Source organism: Metasolibacillus sp., assembly GCF_025291715.1.
Classification (GTDB): Bacteria; Bacillota; Bacilli; order Bacillales_A; family Planococcaceae; genus Metasolibacillus; species Metasolibacillus louembei.
This window is the reverse complement of sequence record NZ_JAMBIZ010000008.1, coordinates 85403-102075: the sequence shown is the minus strand read 5'-3', so window position 1 is coordinate 102075 and position 16673 is coordinate 85403. Positions and strand designations below refer to the sequence as shown.

General features: G+C 40.6%; 16 protein-coding genes and 1 pseudogene. 4 read left to right on the top strand and 13 right to left on the bottom strand.

Translation table 11 applies throughout. The features are described from left to right. Position 1: 1 nt before the first annotated feature. The 12 genes and pseudogenes from rsgA to M3Z76_RS07665 form a co-directional block, all read right to left on the bottom strand. Positions 2-883, bottom strand: a complete 882-nt coding sequence (gene rsgA / locus M3Z76_RS07720) for a ribosome small subunit-dependent GTPase A (RefSeq protein ID WP_293922009.1) — start codon at positions 881-883, stop codon at positions 2-4. Positions 884-894: 11 nt separating this feature from the next. Beyond that, positions 895-2847, bottom strand: a complete 1953-nt coding sequence (gene pknB, locus M3Z76_RS07715; protein WP_293922011.1) for a Stk1 family PASTA domain-containing Ser/Thr kinase — start codon at positions 2845-2847, stop codon at positions 895-897. A gap of 3 nt (positions 2848-2850) precedes the next feature. Next, positions 2851-3600: a Stp1/IreP family PP2C-type Ser/Thr phosphatase gene (locus M3Z76_RS07710; protein ID WP_293922012.1), complete on the bottom strand. Its 750-nt coding sequence runs from the start codon at positions 3598-3600 to the stop codon at positions 2851-2853. Between the two features lie 9 nt (positions 3601-3609). Next, positions 3610-4749 carry a dual-specificity RNA methyltransferase RlmN gene (gene rlmN / locus M3Z76_RS07705; protein WP_293922014.1) on the bottom strand — a complete coding sequence of 380 codons (1140 nt, stop codon included), beginning with the start codon at positions 4747-4749 and terminating at the stop codon, positions 3610-3612. Between the two features lie 5 nt (positions 4750-4754). Next, the gene (rsmB, locus tag M3Z76_RS07700) at positions 4755-6113 is read right to left on the bottom strand and encodes a 16S rRNA (cytosine(967)-C(5))-methyltransferase RsmB (RefSeq protein ID WP_293922016.1); all 1359 of its coding nucleotides are present in this window, start codon (positions 6111-6113) and stop codon (positions 4755-4757) included. Beyond that, a complete protein-coding gene (fmt, locus tag M3Z76_RS07695) occupies positions 6110-7051 on the bottom strand; it encodes a methionyl-tRNA formyltransferase (protein WP_293922018.1) in 942 nt (313 codons plus the stop codon). The genes rsmB and fmt overlap by 4 nt, the downstream gene beginning before the upstream one ends. Position 7052: 1 nt before the next feature. Continuing rightward, entirely contained in the window at positions 7053-7538 is a 486-nt protein-coding gene (gene def / locus M3Z76_RS07690) for a peptide deformylase (RefSeq protein ID WP_293922020.1), read from the bottom strand. Between the two features lie 17 nt (positions 7539-7555). Continuing rightward, positions 7556-9970, bottom strand: coding sequence for a primosomal protein N' (priA, locus tag M3Z76_RS07685; protein WP_293922022.1), 2415 nt, complete (start codon positions 9968-9970; stop codon positions 7556-7558). A 17-nt stretch (positions 9971-9987) separates the two neighbouring features. Next, positions 9988-10521, bottom strand: a pseudogene (gene coaBC, locus M3Z76_RS07680) (bifunctional phosphopantothenoylcysteine decarboxylase/phosphopantothenate--cysteine ligase CoaBC); the annotation flags it as partial. Between the two features lie 76 nt (positions 10522-10597). After that, positions 10598-10822 (bottom strand): DNA-directed RNA polymerase subunit omega, encoded by a 225-nt coding sequence (rpoZ, locus tag M3Z76_RS07675; protein WP_293922024.1) that lies wholly within the window; start codon positions 10820-10822, stop codon positions 10598-10600. 3 nt (positions 10823-10825) lie between these two features. Continuing rightward, the gene (gene gmk, locus M3Z76_RS07670) at positions 10826-11443 is read right to left on the bottom strand and encodes a guanylate kinase (RefSeq protein ID WP_293922026.1); all 618 of its coding nucleotides are present in this window, start codon (positions 11441-11443) and stop codon (positions 10826-10828) included. Positions 11444-11465: 22 nt separating this feature from the next. After that, on the bottom strand, positions 11466-12341 hold the full coding sequence (locus tag M3Z76_RS07665; RefSeq protein ID WP_293922028.1) for a YicC/YloC family endoribonuclease: 876 nt from the start codon (positions 12339-12341) through the stop codon (positions 11466-11468). 156 nt (positions 12342-12497) lie between these two features. Here M3Z76_RS07665 and M3Z76_RS07660 point away from each other — a divergent pair, with 156 nt between their 5' ends. The 4 genes from M3Z76_RS07660 (at position 12498) to M3Z76_RS19765 (ending at position 15549) form a co-directional block, all read left to right on the top strand. Further along, positions 12498-14162, top strand: coding sequence for an Rqc2 family fibronectin-binding protein (locus M3Z76_RS07660; RefSeq protein WP_293922030.1), 1665 nt, complete (start codon positions 12498-12500; stop codon positions 14160-14162). A gap of 164 nt (positions 14163-14326) precedes the next feature. After that, a complete protein-coding gene (locus tag M3Z76_RS07655) occupies positions 14327-14470 on the top strand; it encodes a hypothetical protein (RefSeq protein WP_293922032.1) in 144 nt (47 codons plus the stop codon). Between the two features lie 132 nt (positions 14471-14602). Further along, a complete protein-coding gene (locus M3Z76_RS07650; protein ID WP_293922033.1) occupies positions 14603-15382 on the top strand; it encodes a class I SAM-dependent methyltransferase in 780 nt (259 codons plus the stop codon). Between the two features lie 17 nt (positions 15383-15399). Then, positions 15400-15549 carry an NUDIX hydrolase gene (locus M3Z76_RS19765; protein WP_363319858.1) on the top strand — a complete coding sequence of 50 codons (150 nt, stop codon included), beginning with the start codon at positions 15400-15402 and terminating at the stop codon, positions 15547-15549. Between the two features lie 493 nt (positions 15550-16042). Here the strand turns inward: M3Z76_RS19765 and pyrE are convergent, their stop codons facing one another. Beyond that, positions 16043-16672: an orotate phosphoribosyltransferase gene (gene pyrE / locus M3Z76_RS07640; RefSeq protein ID WP_293922036.1), complete on the bottom strand. Its 630-nt coding sequence runs from the start codon at positions 16670-16672 to the stop codon at positions 16043-16045. Between the last annotated feature and the right edge of the window lies 1 nt (position 16673).

Here is a 16673-nt window from a genome sequence, read left to right as displayed (position 1 = left end):
TTTAATACCTCGGCTTTCGTTCCATAATTTCTTGTAAAAATTGTTCATAATGCTCATAGCGATATTGACGAACCTCTCCACTTGCTAATGCTTCTTTGACCGCACATTTTGGCTCCTTCGTATGTAAGCAGCCACGGAATTTACAATTTTCGCTCAAGCGTTGAAACTCTGGGAAACATGCTGTTAGCTCCTCTTTTTCAATCGTATCAAAATCAAAGGAGCTAAAGCCTGGTGTATCCGCCAGCAAGCCATTGCCTACTTCAATCAGCTCAACGTGACGTGTCGTATGCTTACCACGCCCTAAACTTTGCGAAATCTCTCCTGTTTTCAATTGTAAATCAGGTAATAATGTATTTAATAACGTAGACTTACCGACACCAGACTGTCCTGCTAACACGCTAATTTTCTCTTCTAATAGCGGATATAATCGCTCCATCAGCGTGCTATCATCTTGATAAGTTGTTAAGACCGTATAACCAATTGCCTCATAATCTACAATTTTCTCTTGTAGCCGCTGCTTTTCGTCCGCTGTTAGTAAATCCATTTTTGTTAAACAAATAACAGGCTGAACGAAAAATGATTCAAGTACAACTAAAAAGCGATCTAATAATAGTGTATTAAAATCAGGCTCCTTTACGGAAAAAACTAAAATTGCTTGGTCGATATTAGCAATAGGTGGTCGCACGAGCTCATTTTTACGAGGGTGAATTTTCATCACATAGCCATCTGAGTCACCCTCTTTTGTATAATCAACAATATCTCCAACGAGCGGAGATTCGCCGCGATTGCGAAAAACACCACGCCCACGGCATTGAACAAGCTCCCCGTCCTGATATACATAATAATAACCACTTAATGCTTTACGAATTTGGCCTTGCGCCATCAAATGCCCCCTTACTCTGGATATGGAATTGTACCTTCAGCAATTTTGAAGGAATCACGATCAATACGGTAGGCAGCCTCGCTACCTTCCTCAATTTCGAAATTCATGCGATACTTCGTAGTTTCTGTAATTGTCAATGTATCATATATTTCATGCATTTTATTGTTTTTATCTTGAATATAAATATGGATTGTCTGTTCTCGATATTCCTCTTCGCCCTCTTCATTAAATATTGGCTCATACGGAATTTCAACTTCTATGCTTCTAAACCTGACTTGCTTAGCAGGTGGTCCTGCTGAAATAACGACTTCAATCGTTTGTCCTTCCTCAACCTCTTCTCCTGCACCAGGTTTATGGGAAATAACACTGCCTTTAGGAATCGTTTCAGATGTTTTTTCATCTACAGCACGCCATTTTAAATTATTTCGCTCTGTGTATTCGTCAAGTGCCGCATTAGAGAAATTAGCAAGGTCAATCAATTTCACCGTCTTTTTGCCTTCACTAACAACGAGTGTAACGACTGTATCCTTCACGATAATGTCCTCTCCAGCAGCTGGCTCTTGACGAATAATTGTGCCTTTTTCGGCATCGCTATTTTCGTATTCTATTTTGTGCTCTTTAAAATCGTCAAGTAGTGATGTTACTTGCTCAAGCTTTTGATCCACATAATTTGCCATTTTGGAAGTTTGTGCTCCTTTACTTGCGATAAGCTTTATTTCGCTACCTTTTACTCTTAAAGTACCTGTTTTAGGGCTTGTTTCGATAATTTTACCTTCTTCGATTTCCTCATCAAACCGTTCCTCTGTTTCGCCAACTTTAAAGCCTAATGATTTTAGCTCCTCTGTTGCTTCCTCTATCGTCATCCCAACAATTTCTTTCGGAATTTCCACTTTTTTCGGCTTCAAAAAGTAAACGGTAGCTATTGCAATGATGATAAGTAGTACGATACCCCCAACTACCATAGGCCATTTCTTCCTTTTTTGCGGTGCTGGTGGCTGTTGTTGAGGTGGTGCTTTTTTCACAGCCTCCATTTTTTTCGTTTCTGCTATATCATGCACTGGCATTTTATTATCTTTAATAATCGGTAAAATTTTCGTTGCATCATCATCAATAGGTAAGCTGAATTTCGCTTCATGAATACGCTCCGCTGATAAGCATGTTTCTAAATCGTGCTCCATTTCCTCTGCGCTGTTGTAGCGATGGCTTGCATCCTTAGCAGTTGCCTTTAATACGATATTTTCAACGCTTTGTGGAATGGAACCATCAAATGCACGAACAGATGGCGTTTCTGTTTGTAAATGCTTTAAAGCAATCGCTACTGCTGATTCACCTGAAAATGGCAATTCTCCTGTTAATAGCTCATAAAAGACAATGCCTAATGCGTAAATATCTGATTTGCCTGTTGCGATACCACCACGTGCCTGCTCTGGTGATAAATAATGCACCGTTCCAATGACCGAATTCGTCTGCGTATAGCTCGTTGCACTTAATGTTGTCGCAATACCAAAATCCGTTACTTTTACATTGCCTTCTAAATCCATTAAAATATTTTGCGGTTTAATATCGCGGTGAATAATGCCATTTTCATGTGCATGAGCAAGTGCTGATGTAAGCTGCTTCATAATATGAACACTTCTTGCAGGCGATAAAGGAGAAAATTCCTGTATGTACTGCTTTAACGTTTTACCTTTAATATATTCCATGACAATATAATGCATATCGCCATCTTCACCAACATCATAGACGCTGACGATATTAGGATGTGTAAGGCTCGTTGCTGAAAGTGCTTCACGTTGAAATCGGCGATGCAACTCTTCTTCATTCGTAAAATCATAGCGTAAAATTTTAATCGCCACATCGCGGTTTAAAATCATATCATGCGCTAAATAAACATTGGACATGCCACCGCCGCCAATTAACTCAATTATTTTGTAACGGTCACTAATTCGTTTGCCGATCATCATTCCTTACACCTCCTTATCCTTCAGTGTCAATAAAATAAGGGAAATATTGTCCTCACCACCGAGTTCATTTGCTAGCTGTACGAGCTTTTTCCCCTTTTCCTGTAAAGCAAGCGGCAATGTAATCAAAGCCGCCATTTCATATAAGCTCAATTTATCACTTAAACCATCTGAGCAAATAAGCAAATAGGAATCCTCTTGCAGTTCCATGCTGTAAAAATCTGCCTGAATCGTTAATTCAGTGCCTAACGCTCTTAAAATAAAATTCTTTTTTGGATGATGCTGTGCCTCTTCCTCGCTGATTTCACCATTATCAACTAGTACATTGACATAGGAATGATCACGTGTAATAAGCCTGCCATCCTCTTCCGTAAAGTGGTAGACGCGGCTATCACCGATATGTGCAATTGTACAATTTGCCTGATCGATTATGACAGCGATTAGCGTCGTCCCCATGCCTTTACAGCCTTCATGTGATAATGAATAATGATAAATGTCTTCGTTTATTTGCGATATCACGGTTTCAAGCCATTGCTGTCGCTTTTCCTCCGTCAATAGTGCAGCAGCATCCACTTGCATGAATGCACGCTGCAACGCCGTAATCGCCATTTCACTTGCTACATCTCCCGCATTATGTCCGCCCATACCATCAGCTAATATCGCTAGCTTATAGTTATCTAACCGTTCACAAAAAGCTACTCGATCCTCATTTTCTGAACGCTTTAAGCCAACATCACTTTCAACTGTAAAGTTCATACTTTCCACCTACTTTGTTTCTTGTGCTCGCTCCTTTGCACGCAGCTGTCCACATGCTGCATCAATATCCGAGCCATGTTCGCGACGAATTGTCACATTAATGCCGTGCTTCTTTAACGTTTTTTCAAAATCAAAGATTTGATTGCGTGGTGTTCTCACATAGTTTCGCTCTGGCACATAGTTCACAGGAATTAAATTAACATGACACTTAATGCCTTTAATTAATTTTGCTAGCTCCTCTGCATGCTCAACAGAATCGTTTTCGCCACCAAATAAACCGTACTCAAAGCTCACGCGACGTCCCGTTTTCTGTGTATAATAACGAATCGATTCCATTAATTGTTCCAGCTTGTAAGCACGTGCGATTGGCATAAGCTTTTGGCGCAATTCTTGATTTGGTGCATGTAGCGATAGCGCAAAATTAATTTGTAGCTGCTCATTGGCAAAATCATAAATTTTTGGCACGATACCTGAAGTTGACACTGTAATATGGCGAGCGCCAATATTTAAGCCTTTTTCATCATTAATGACCTTTAAGAAATTCATCATCGCATCATAATTGTCGAATGGCTCCCCAATCCCCATAATAACGATATGGCTCACACGCTCCTCAACTTCATCCAAAGCTTGCTGAACCTTGACAACTTGCTCAACAATTTCACCAGCAAGTAAGTGGCGCTTTAAGCCGCCTAATGTAGAGGCACAGAACGTACAGCCAATACGGCAGCCTACTTGTGTTGTTACACAAACAGAATTGCCATAATCATGGCGCATTAATACGGTTTCAATTGAATAACCATCTTGCAATTGGAATAAAAATTTAATTGTGCCATCCTTCGATTCCTGCTGAATAATTGTCGATAGTGTTGTTAATGCAAAGTTTGCACTTAATTTTTCACGCAAAGATTTTGATAGGTTTGACATTTCCTCAAATGTTTTGACGCGCTTATGATAAAGCCAATCAAAAATTTGTCCTGCACGGAATGCTTTTTCTCCATTTTCTACTAACCAATTTTGCAATTCATCAGGGCGCAATGAATAAATCGATTCCTTTAATTGCGGCTTTTCTTTTTTCTCACGGCGTACGGGCTTTTCTTCTGCTTCCTCGACTAAGTCTAAAATACGTTCATCGAATTTATTTTGTTCCATAAAGTTTAATTTGTCTCCTTTTTTACGAAGGCAGCAACGAAAAAGCCATCGCTGTCCATATGTTGTGGGAATACTTGAAGCATTCCGTTATGTTGCTCCTCAGCAAGCTGTTGTGGTAAATTTTCTAGCAAGATTGCTTCCATCATCGGATGTGCTGCCAAAAAGGCTTGTACCGTACCTTCATTTTCTTCTTTATCGATTGTACATGTGCTATAAACGAGGCGTCCATTCGGCTTTAATAGCTCCACTGCATTTGCTAAAATACCAAGCTGAATCGCTTGTAAATTGGCGAAATCCTCTAGTCTTTTTGTGTATTTAATATCTGGCTTGCGACGCATTACACCAAGCCCTGAGCACGGTGCATCAATTAAAATCGCATCAAAGCTTTCCTTTTGTAATGTGCTAGCTGCTTTGCGCCCATCTAATGGCGCTGTTTGTACAATCTCAATGTCTAAGCGCGCTGTGTTTTCATCGATTAGCTCAAGCTTATGTGGATGCAAGTCGAGCGCTAGCACTGAGCCTTGATTATGCATTTTTTCTGCTAAATGTGTCGTTTTCCCGCCTGGTGCTGCACACATATCGAGTACACGCATCCCTGGCTGTGGGTTTAAAACGTTTGCTGGTAACATCGAGCTTTCATCTTGAATCGTAATGAATCCTTTTTTGAATGCTTCTGTACGTGCTGCTTGTCCACCTGTCAATGTTAAGCATTCAGGTAGAAATTCGCTTTGTACCGCTGTAATCCCCTCTTGCTCAAGTAGTGCAATCGCTTCAGCTGACGTCGCCTTTAATGTATTGACACGTACTGTTTGCTTTGCTGGCAAATTGTTATACGCAAGCATTGTTGCTGTTTGTTCAATGCCATATGTCTCGATATAGCGCTCCACTAGCCATTGTGGATGGCTTGTTGCAATCGCTAAACGCTCCATTTCATCCTGAATTTCATCTGTCGAACGCACACCTTGTCGTAAAATTGAACGCAAAATACCATTAACCATTGAGGCAATTCCTTGATGCCCACGTCGCTTTGCAATTTCCACTGCCTCATTCACTGCGGCATGTGGTGGGATGCGTGTTAAATAATGCATTTGGAATAATGAAAGGCGCAGTAACCATTGCACCCATGCTTCTACTTTCCCTCTTACAAATGGTGCTAAATAATAATCAAGCGTTAATTTGTGCTGCAATGTACCATACGTGATTTCCGTTAATAACGCACGGTCCTTTGCTTCTATTTTATATTTTTCAATTGTTTGATGTAGTAGCAAGTTGCTATATGCTTGATTTTTATCAACTGCTAATAAAATGCTTAACGCCGCATCTCGTACATTACCATTCCAAATTTGCTGTTTTTTCTTTGTCATTCAAAGCGATCTCCAATCTGCAATTTTGCCCCTGTGCCACGCAAATATTCCTCTGCGCTCAGACGCTTTTTCCCCGCAGGCTGTAAATCATAAACAGCAAGCGCCCCGCCTTCACCTGTTGCAATTTCAAAATAATCTTTCGCAATATGCACAACCTCACCTGGTGTAGCTGTGTGCTTCGTACTACCAATTTGTGCCCACCAAATTTTCACATTGCTTTCTTCCAAAGTTGTGTAGGCAACAGGCCATGGATGCAAACCGCGTACTTGATTGTAAATCGTGCGTGCGTTTTGCTGCCAATCAATGCGTTCTTGCTCACGACTAATATTATGCGCATAAGTAACCAATGTTTCGTCTTGGACTGTACGATTATTTGTACCTGCTTCAATTGCAGGCAATGTTTGCTTTAATAAGTCACGTCCTACAATGCTTAGCTTGTCAAATAAACTGCCTGTATGATCCGTTTCTTCAATCGAAATCGCCTGTTGACTAATGATATCGCCAGCATCTAGCTTTTGTGCCATATACATAATCGTCACACCAGCTTCCTGTTGTCCATCTATAATCGCTTGATGAATTGGTGCACCACCTCGGTAAGCAGGTAGCAATGAAGCATGAACGTTGATACAGCCTAAGCGTGGTGCATCAAGCAACACTTTCGGTAAAATTTGTCCAAATGCCGCTGTCACGACTAAATCTGGCTGTAATGCTAAAATTTGCTCTAATTCTACTGAGTCACGTAGCTTTTCTGGTTGAATAACAGGTAAGCCTAAACGCACAGCCTCCTCCTTAACAGGTGGTGGCGTTAATACTTTTTTACGCCCAACAGGACGGTCAGGCTGTGTTACCACTGCTAGCACATTGTAGCCCTCTTCATGTAGCATGCGTAAAATTGGTACAGAGAAGGCTGGTGTGCCCATAAAAACGATGGATAACATACTATTCCTCCTCTGCATACATTTCTTCGAGCTCTTCCTCTGTTAGCACACGCGTAATTTTTGAGTCGAATAAAACGCCATCTAGATGGTCAATTTCATGTAAAATCGCGCGTGCCTCAAAGTCCTCTGCCTCTAGCTCATAAATGCGTCCTTCACGGTCAGATGCTTCAATTTTCACATATGTCGGGCGCTTTACCATGCCGAATAATTCAGGAAAGCTTAAGCAGCCTTCCACATCTTCCTCTTCCCCTTTTGTCTCTAATACAATCGGGTTAATCATTTCTAAAATATCTTCCCCTAATTCCACAATGGCTACACGTAAGCCTACATTAATTTGCGGTGCCGCAATGCCAACACCATCGTATTCCACCATCGTGTCATATAAATCATCTAACAGCTCAATAATTTCCTCATTGATAACCTCGACTTCCTTGGTCGCTGTTGTTAAAATTGCTGCTGGGTTTTTCACTACTTCTTTAATCGCCATTTTCTAAGTCCTTCTTTCTAAATAACAGATGGGTCAAGGTCTACGATGAGCTGAATCCCCTTCTTACTCCAATCTGTGCGGTATATTTTAATCAATTGTAATAATGTTTCGATCAAATTCGGTTCTACTTTGTATTTTATCAAACATTGATAGCGATATCTATTGTTGAGACGGCTAATGCTAGCAGTCGTCGGACCAATAATAGCAACATTGAATGAGAGCTTTTCACGTAAATAATCAGCTACTCGACCCGCATATTCTGCCGCCATCATAACATCCTCATGCGATACTTGGACGAGCGCTAAATAATAATACGGTGGGTAACCCGCTTGATGACGTGAATACATTTCTCTTGTATAAAATGGTTCATATTGCTGTGCTTGCGCTAGCTCAATCGCATAATGCTCTGGCGTATACGTTTGAATAATTACCTCACCTAATAAATCATGGCGTCCTGCACGACCACTTACTTGTGTTAGTAGCTGGAATGTGCGTTCACTTGATCTATAATCAGGTAAATGTAATGATGTATCCGCACTTAACACACCAACTAACGTAATATTTGGGAAGTCAAGCCCTTTAGCAATCATTTGCGTGCCGAGTAAAATATCAGCTTGTCCGCTGCCGAATATATCTAAAAGCTGTTCGTGTGCACCTTTTTGTGACGTCGTATCAACATCCATACGCACGATTCTTGCCTCTGGAAACAGCTTATAAATTTCCTCTTCAACCTTTTGTGTACCTGTGCCGAAAAAGCGAATATGCTCACTTTGACATTGCGGACAGCTTTGCGGTACATATTCATCGTAGCCACAGTAATGACATTTTAATTTTTCGTTGTAGCGATGATAGGTTAAGGAAATATCACAGTTAGGACATTGCACAACCGTTCCACAATCACGGCATAACACAAAGCTCGAATAACCTCGTCGATTTAAAAACAAGACGATTTGCTCTTTGCGCACTAATCGTTCACGCATTGCCTCGATTAAGCTCGTTGAAAACATCGAGCGATTGCCGAGCTTTAGTTCTTCACGCATATCTACAATTTCTACAGTTGGTAATGCTTGCTGCTTGGCACGCTCTTTTAATGTTAATAATGTATAAACATCTTTTTTCGCCCGTGCAAACGATTCAAGCGCCGGTGTTGCACTACCGAGAATCACAGGGCATTGATGAAACTTACTGCGCCATATTGCCACATCACGTGCATGATAGCGAGGAGCATCCTCCTGCTTATATGTCGATTCATGCTCTTCATCTAAAATAATGAGCCCAACATGCTGAAATGGAGCAAAGATTGCTGAACGTGCACCAACAACAACCTTTACTTTGCCTTGCTGAATTTTGCGCCATTCATCATATTTTTCACCAACAGATAAGCCACTATGCATTACAGCGACCATCTCGCCAAAGCGTGAGCGAAAACGCTCTGTCATTTGTGGTGTCAAGGAGATTTCAGGCACAAGCATAATCGCCTCTTTGCCGTCCTGTAAAGCCTGCTGAATCGCTTGCAAATACACTTCGGTTTTGCCGCTTCCTGTAATACCATGCAATAGAAATGTTTCATTATGTTGTTTTTTCATTGCCGCTGTGATGTAGCTCAATGCCTGCTCTTGCTCAGCTGTTAAATTTAGTGCTGTCGTTTGCGCTACATCCTTTGTAAATGGGTCGCGATATACTTCCTCTTGAATAAATTTCGCTGCACCCATTTCAATCAGTGCCTGCAAAACTGTTGCAGTGACGCCTGCTTGTTCGTATATTTCCTCTGGCGAGAAAATTTCACCACAATGTGTTTTCATCCACTGCACTAAGTGAATTTGCTTTTTTGCTCGCTTCGATATTTGCTGCTCAATTTCAGCTATATAGCTTGCCTCCGCATGAATTTGCACTTTACGGACTTCCTTAATATTACCTTGCTGCTTTACTTCGTTTTCAATGCGAACATGCCCTTTGTTAACTGCTTGCTTTAATTCTTTTAACAATGATTCCTTTTCAAATTGCTTGAAATTTGCCTTTGCGGATTTTTTGAAAAAGGCTGCAAGAATAGGGTCTAACTGTTCTATCGCTACTTGTAAGTGCACTATTTTCTCATATTTCGCACGCAATGCCGATGGCAACATCACCTGTAATGCATCAATTTCATAACAAATTGTCTGTGTTTTTAGCCATTTTGCTAAGCTGAGCATTTCCTCTGTTAAGACAGGCTCAATATCTAGCACTTGGGTAATTGGCTTAATTTTATCGAGAGGCACGTCTGTTTTGCTTGCAAGCTCGACCACAAAGCCAAGCACATTGCGTGGTCCGAATGGTACTTTGACGCGACAGCCACATTCCATTAGATCATGCCAATCTGTCGGTACGAGATAGTCGAATGGGCGATCAACTGGGTATGCCGCCACATCAACAATCACTTTGGCAATACGTGTCATTGCTGTCCGCCTTCTTTAAAATACGACAACACTAATGCCGTTATTTTCTCTGGCTCCTCTAAGCGTCCTTTGCCAATATAACCACATGCTAAAAATCCTTCAGAGGGCTCAATAAAATGACAGCCATCCTCATGTAGCTGTTGAATATTGCGCTTTACTGCTGGGTGGTCATACATATGCACATTCATTGCAGGTGCAATCCATACAGGTGCCGTTGTTGCGAGTAGTGTTGTCGTCACCATATCATCCGCAATACCGTTTGCCAGCTTCCCGATTACGTTGGCTGTCGCTGGTGCCACAATGACTAAATCTGCCCAATCAGCTAAATCAATATGGGCAATGACACTTGAATCCTTTTCATCAAATGTATCAAAAAAAACATCATTTTTAGACATGACTTGGAAGCTAAGTGGCGTGACAAATTGTCTTGCAGATGCAGTCATCATAACCTTTACATTCATTCCTGCCTGTGATAGCTTGCTGACGAGTGCTACCGCCTTATAAACTGCAATGCCACCTGTCACACATAATAAAATATTTTTTTTGCTCATCGCTTTCCCACCCTTTCAAACGATAAGCTCCCAAAGAACATTTCCTCGGGAGCTACATCATCAGTCTTTAAATCGCTTAAATTTCGTCCTCGTAAACAGTTGAAGCATCTTCTGCCTCTCTGCGTAAAACGCCTGCTGCTACTTCCTCTAGCGCACGACCTACTGGTTTATAAGATACGTACTTGTTTAGCTTTTCGCCACCTTGCTCCTGCATTTGGCGTGCACGCTTAGAAGCTAGGCTCACAAGTGAATATTTTGAATCAATTTCCTTTTTTAAGGCATCTACTGATGGGTATAACATGAATTATTCTCCTTTCAACATTGACAAATATATTTTTTCGACGCGCTCACGTCGGCAATGCTCTGCTTTAATAATAGCATTAATTTTATCGCATGCGTTTTGCACTTCATCATTTTCTACAACATAATCATAAAGACTCATCATTTCAAGCTCTTCACGCGCTGTTGCAATACGCTTTGCAATAATATCTTCCGTTTCTGTTCCTCTTCCAACCAAACGATCCTTTAACTCTGAAAGGCTTGGTGGCGCTAAAAAGATAAATAGCGCATCAGGTGCTTTCGCACGAATTTGGGCAGCTCCTTGCACTTCGATTTCTAAAAAAACATCTCGCCCTGCTTCTAGCGTATCATTTACATAAGCAAGTGGCGTACCGTAATAATTGCCAACAAACTCCGCATGCTCTAATAAACCACCTTGCTCAATTAGCCCTTCAAATTCCTCACGCGTTTTAAAGAAATAGTCTACACCATCAACCTCTCCTTCGCGAGGTAGACGTGTTGTCATGGAAATCGAATATTCATAATTTGTATTCGCTTGTGAAAATAGCTCTTTTCGAACCGTTCCTTTTCCAACACCAGATGGACCGGATAATACGATTAATAAGCCACGTTGTTTTCTCATTGATTATTAAATCTCCCTTTAGCTATTCGATATTTTGAACTTGCTCTCGCATTTTCTCTAAAATGGCTTTTGCTTGTACGACCGCTACTGAGCTTTCAGAGGATTGATTTTTGGAGCCAATCGTATTAATTTCCCGATGCATCTCCTGCATTAAGAAATCAAGCTTACGCCCAATTGCACCATGCTCCTGCAATATTTCCTCTAGCTGACCAAAATGACTATCAAGACGGTCTAGCTCCTCCGTAATATCTACTCGTTCTGCGAATAATGCCACTTCCATTAACAAACGTTCCTCCAACAGCTGCCCACTCGCAATTTCTTCGATACGCGCTTTTAAACGCTCTCGATATTTCATTACAGCATCTGGTGACGTTGCACGGATCTGTGCAATTTGCTGTTGTAATTGTTCTTTATATTGTAACATAACTAGCTTCAACTCTTGTCCTTCACGCTCACGCATTTGCACTAAATTTTCAATTGCTTCCTGCATCGCTCGCTCTACCGCAATTAAAAAGTCTTCTTGCATCGCCTCTTGCTTTTCAACAACTAACACTTGATCAAGCATAGCAATTTCCTGCATTGACCATTTTTCCTGCATCGCAATTTTTTGTGACAATGCTTCCTTTGCTTTTATGTACGCTTCAAGTAAAGCCCAATTAATTGTTACGTGCTGTTCTTCTACTTGCAGCTCCTTCACCGCAATGAGTACATCTAGCTTTCCGCGTGAAACAGCTGTTGAAAGCATTTTTTTCGCTAACACTTCCGATTCCATCCACTCTTTCGGAAATTTTGTGCTTATTTCTAAAAAGCGATGATTCACAGCACGAACTTCAATCGTTAATTGATACGATTTTGTCGTTGTGACACCCCTGCCAAAGCCTGTCATACTACGCACCAAGGTCCGTCACACCTTCCTTTAAAATACTGCACACCATTATAACATACTCTGAACTGTTTTTTCGTACATTTTGCAAGAAAAACATCTAACTAGAGCATGACATAAGAAAAATGCTATGATAGAAGAATCAAGTACTGAACGAAAGAGGAATCAATTATGGCTTTTGATGGATTATTTACACGCGCAATGGCGCTAGAGCTACAACAATTAGTAACAGGACGCATTACGAAAATTCACCAGCCGAATGCAATGGAAGTAATGCTTCATATTCGAGCAAATGGGGCAAATCATAAACTGATTATTTCTATCCATCCATCCTATGCACGTATACATGTAACAGAACAAACGATTGATAACCCTGCTGAGCCTCCGATGTTTTGCATGCTTTTGCGCAAACATTTAGAGGGAGGCTTTATTCATTCAATCACACAGGATGGAACCGAGCGTATTTTACATATTACAGTTGAAAGTAAAAATGAAATTGGCGACCCAATTATGCGCAAGCTCATTATCGAAATTATGGGCAGACATAGCAACTGTATATTAGTCGATGCAGATAACGATAAAATACTCGATAGCTTAAAGCATTTACCACCTTCATTAAACAGCTACCGTACCGTTTTACCAGGGCAAACATATATCGCACCACCTGCACAGCATAAGGTAAATCCGTATGAATCGACAGAGGAGCATTTTTTTGCTGAGCCGAAAAATGCCAAGGAGGTCGTTGCGCATTTTGCAGGCTTCTCTCCATTGCATGCCGAGGAGCTACTAGCGCGTTTGGCGCAAAATTCATCAGCATTCCAGCCATTTTTACAGGAGTTAGCGCGCGCGGCAAATCCTACTTATGTTGAAACTGGTGGAAAAGCTGCATTCTCACCAACTAATTTGACACATTTACAAGGGCATGTCACGACATATCCAACACTCGGTGCTTTGTTAGATCGCGTCTTTTTCGCAAGAGCAGAACGAGACCGTGTCAAACAGCAGGCCGGTGATTTAGAACGCTGGCTAAGCAATGAAGTTGATAAGCTAAAGCTCAAAACAAAAAAGCTTGAAAAGGATTACGAGCAGGCTTCAAAGCTCGACCAATTGCAGCTATATGGTGAGCTGTTGATGGCCAATATTTATCAGTTTGAAAAAGGGCAAGACAGCGTAACGGTGGAAAACTATTATAATGGTGAAACAGTAACGATTGCGATTAACCCTCGTAAAACGCCAATTGATAACGCACAGCATTACTTCCAACGCTACAACAAGGCAAAAAATGCACTTGTCATGATTGAGGAACAGCTAGCAAAAACACGTACAGATATCGATTATTTTGAAATGCTCGCACAGCAAGTTGCCCAAGCAGCGCCGAGCGATATCGAGGAAATTCGTGAGGAATTAGCAGAACAAGGCTTTTTACGTTTACGTGCCTCAAAGAAAAAGAAAAAACCGACAAAGCCAATGCCTGAACAATTTGTATCTTCAACAGGTATGACGATTTCTGTTGGTAAGAATAATAAGCAAAATGATTTTTTAACATTTAAATTAGCGAAGAAAAATGACATTTGGCTGCATACAAAGGATATTCCAGGCTCACATGTCGTCATTCATAACGAATCACCTGATGAAACGACATTACATGAAGCCGCTATGCTTAGCGCTTATTTCAGCAAAGCACGCGAATCTGCCTCTGTCCCTGTTGACTACACAGAAATTCGCCAAGTGAAAAAGCCAAATGGTTCAAAGCCCGGCTTTGTCATTTATTTCGAGCAAAAAACATTGTACGTGACACCTGATGAGGAATTGGTGTTGAAATTGAAGAAAAAATAAACGAAAGGGGTTTATCTGAAGTGGATAAACTCCTTTTTTAAGCTTGGTTGAGTGAGTTGCTACTTTTGAGATAATAAATTGCTGTCTAAACTTTTAATTTACCTATTTTAAAAACATTCTGAATATTGTATAATTAAGAAATATTCTATCTGGAGGTGTTGCATATGCCATATCAAGCATATTTAGAGCAAGTACAAAGCAAGTATCCGTACACATACGAGGAAACTTGTGACCACAATAATAATTCTTATTTACATGAAGAGCGTTGTGAAGATACATTTGATTACTTCGGTGATAATGACTTCTAACAGAGGGGTATAGGCTATGACAATTGAAGACATCTAGAAAATGTATGGTGGATGATGCCATGCATTTTTTGTTGTTTTAACTGAGTTATGTTAAAATTTGTATCCACTTTTTTTATAAAGGAGCATAAATATATGACATTACTGAATCCAACTACTTTCTCGAACTGGTTAATACCTCACTCACTCGAGTGGTATGCACAATTAGGTGAACTACAGCAACGCTATGAATATCCATGGGCTTCCTCTCTTGCAAAGCCGAATGGCGAGTCGATGTTTGATGAAATTTTAGCTCAAACAATTGTAGGGAAGAAAGTATTAGATGTCGGTTGTGGACACGGTGAATTTACATTAAAGTGCAGCTTATTAGCGAGGGAAATCACTGGCTTTGATGTAACCAATCATTTTATTCAAAAAAGACTTAACACTGCAAGATCAAATGCCTCCTTTGTTGTTGGAAATACAAAAAACGGGTTACCTTTTCAAACAAATGAATTCGATTGTGCCTACATAAGAAAAGGCCCTACCTCTGCTTACCCCTCTCTTAAAAATGTTGTGAAAAAAGGCGGCGCAATTATTGGATTACACCCTGGAGATGCGCTAGGGAGAGAGTTACCTATTTTATTTCCTAATCTTTTTGAATCAACAATTGGAACACCTATTTTAAATAAGATTAAAGAAAACCTTGCAAATAGTGATTTTTCAGAATCAACAATTGAAACAGTCAATAGTACTGAATATTTCCAGTCTCCAGAAGACATATTGAAGCTTCGTTGCTTCGGTCAGCATCCATCTATTTATGAAACATTGACAGTTGAAAACTTAGATGAAATCGCCTCTACTTTTAAGCAACATGCAACAGCAAATGGGTTGCCTATTACATATTCACGCTATATTGTAAAAGCAATTATTTAATAGAGTGAGGTGAGAAAATGAAATATCAGATGACGTCGGCATGTCTAGTATTAAACAATCAACAAGAAATCCTTTTAAAAAAAGACCCAAAGCGTGGCTGGGAGCTACCTGGTGGCATGGTCGAATTGAATGAAACTTTTAAAGAAGCTGCTATACGAGAAGATTGAGCGATTTTGTGGTATCTCACAAGAATTAAGTAAGCAATTATGCAATATTTGGTGGGTAGGTAAACCTGTAGGTGGGAGTCTAACAACCAGTAATGAAAGCTTAGAAGTCGGGTTTTATAGTCTAGAACAGGCTTTGCAATTAATGAAGAACGAAGATTTTAAAGCGGAGCTGCTAGCCTGTTTTAATGAGTCCACTCAGCCGTTCACTCTGTTCTTCGATTAACTATCTATTCCACGTTTTTGCGGATTTATTCCACGTTTTCAAACATTTATTCCACGTTTTTCGAGTTTTATTCCACGTTTTCGGAAGTTTATTCTACGTTTGAAAAAATCTCCTTTAAAATTAGAGAAAAGTTCGGCTGTTTGCCGAACTTTTCTCTGTGTTGCAAAACTTAAAGCTCTCCGGCTTTAAGCGGTGAAGATTCAGCCATTGCTGAATCTTCTATCCCCTGTGCTCCTGCGGTGGCTGCGCCATCCTCGTCGCATGCAAAACTTAAAGCTCTCCGGCTTTAAGTTTTGCATGCCACTCCTTCAAGAACGGAATGTGCTCTTCTGCAACGTTGCCTGATTCAGAGGCTGCTTCTACTAAGTAATCAAAGTTTGTTAAAGAAACATATTTTACGCCGATTTCATCGAAGGCTTTTTCTGCTTTTGGTAGGTTGTATGTGTAGACACATACTACACCTAGCACTTCACAGCCCGCTGCGCGTAGTGCTTCTACCGCTGTGATGGATGAGCCGCCTGTTGAGACGATGTCTTCTACTACGACCACTTTTTGACCCGCAGCATATTTACCTTCAATTTGTTTACCACGACCATGTTCTTTTGCTTTTGAGCGCACATAAACCATTGGTAATTGTAAAATATCTGATACCCATGCAGCATGTGGTATGCCTGCTGTTGCTGTGCCTGCTACCACTTCTACTTCTGGGAAAAATTCCTTAATGTTTGCTGCTAAGCCGTTTGCGATTTGCTTACGGATGGCTGGGTCTGAGATTGTTAGACGTGTGTCACAGTAAATTGGTGATTGGATGCCTGATGCCCATGTGAACAAGTCTGTTGGATTTAGCTCTACTGCACCTACTTGTAGCATGCCGGCAGCAATTTCTTTTTGTAATGTCATG

What these genes read in the sequence shown, in the direction of transcription:
- rsgA (WP_293922009.1), bottom strand. Translation starts at nt 883, where the DNA reads ATGGCGCAAGGCCAAATTCGTAAAGCATTAAGTGGTTATTATTATGTA.
- pknB (WP_293922011.1), bottom strand. Translation starts at nt 2,847, where the DNA reads ATGATGATCGGCAAACGAATTAGTGACCGTTACAAAATAATTGAGTTA.
- M3Z76_RS07710 (WP_293922012.1), bottom strand. Translation starts at nt 3,600, where the DNA reads ATGAACTTTACAGTTGAAAGTGATGTTGGCTTAAAGCGTTCAGAAAAT.
- rlmN (WP_293922014.1), bottom strand. Translation starts at nt 4,749, where the DNA reads ATGGAACAAAATAAATTCGATGAACGTATTTTAGACTTAGTCGAGGAA.
- rsmB (WP_293922016.1), bottom strand. Translation starts at nt 6,113, where the DNA reads ATGACAAAGAAAAAACAGCAAATTTGGAATGGTAATGTACGAGATGCG.
- fmt (WP_293922018.1), bottom strand. Translation starts at nt 7,051, where the DNA reads ATGTTATCCATCGTTTTTATGGGCACACCAGCCTTCTCTGTACCAATT.
- def (WP_293922020.1), bottom strand. Translation starts at nt 7,538, where the DNA reads ATGGCGATTAAAGAAGTAGTGAAAAACCCAGCAGCAATTTTAACAACA.
- priA (WP_293922022.1), bottom strand. Translation starts at nt 9,970, where the DNA reads ATGACACGTATTGCCAAAGTGATTGTTGATGTGGCGGCATACCCAGTT.
- rpoZ (WP_293922024.1), bottom strand. Translation starts at nt 10,822, where the DNA reads ATGTTATACCCATCAGTAGATGCCTTAAAAAAGGAAATTGATTCAAAA.
- gmk (WP_293922026.1), bottom strand. Translation starts at nt 11,443, where the DNA reads ATGAGAAAACAACGTGGCTTATTAATCGTATTATCCGGTCCATCTGGT.
- M3Z76_RS07660 (WP_293922030.1), top strand. Translation starts at nt 12,498, where the DNA reads ATGGCTTTTGATGGATTATTTACACGCGCAATGGCGCTAGAGCTACAA.
- M3Z76_RS07655 (WP_293922032.1), top strand. Translation starts at nt 14,327, where the DNA reads ATGCCATATCAAGCATATTTAGAGCAAGTACAAAGCAAGTATCCGTAC.
- M3Z76_RS07650 (WP_293922033.1), top strand. Translation starts at nt 14,603, where the DNA reads ATGACATTACTGAATCCAACTACTTTCTCGAACTGGTTAATACCTCAC.
- M3Z76_RS19765 (WP_363319858.1), top strand. Translation starts at nt 15,400, where the DNA reads ATGAAATATCAGATGACGTCGGCATGTCTAGTATTAAACAATCAACAA.
- pyrE (WP_293922036.1), bottom strand. Translation starts at nt 16,672, where the DNA reads ATGACATTACAAAAAGAAATTGCTGCCGGCATGCTACAAGTAGGTGCA.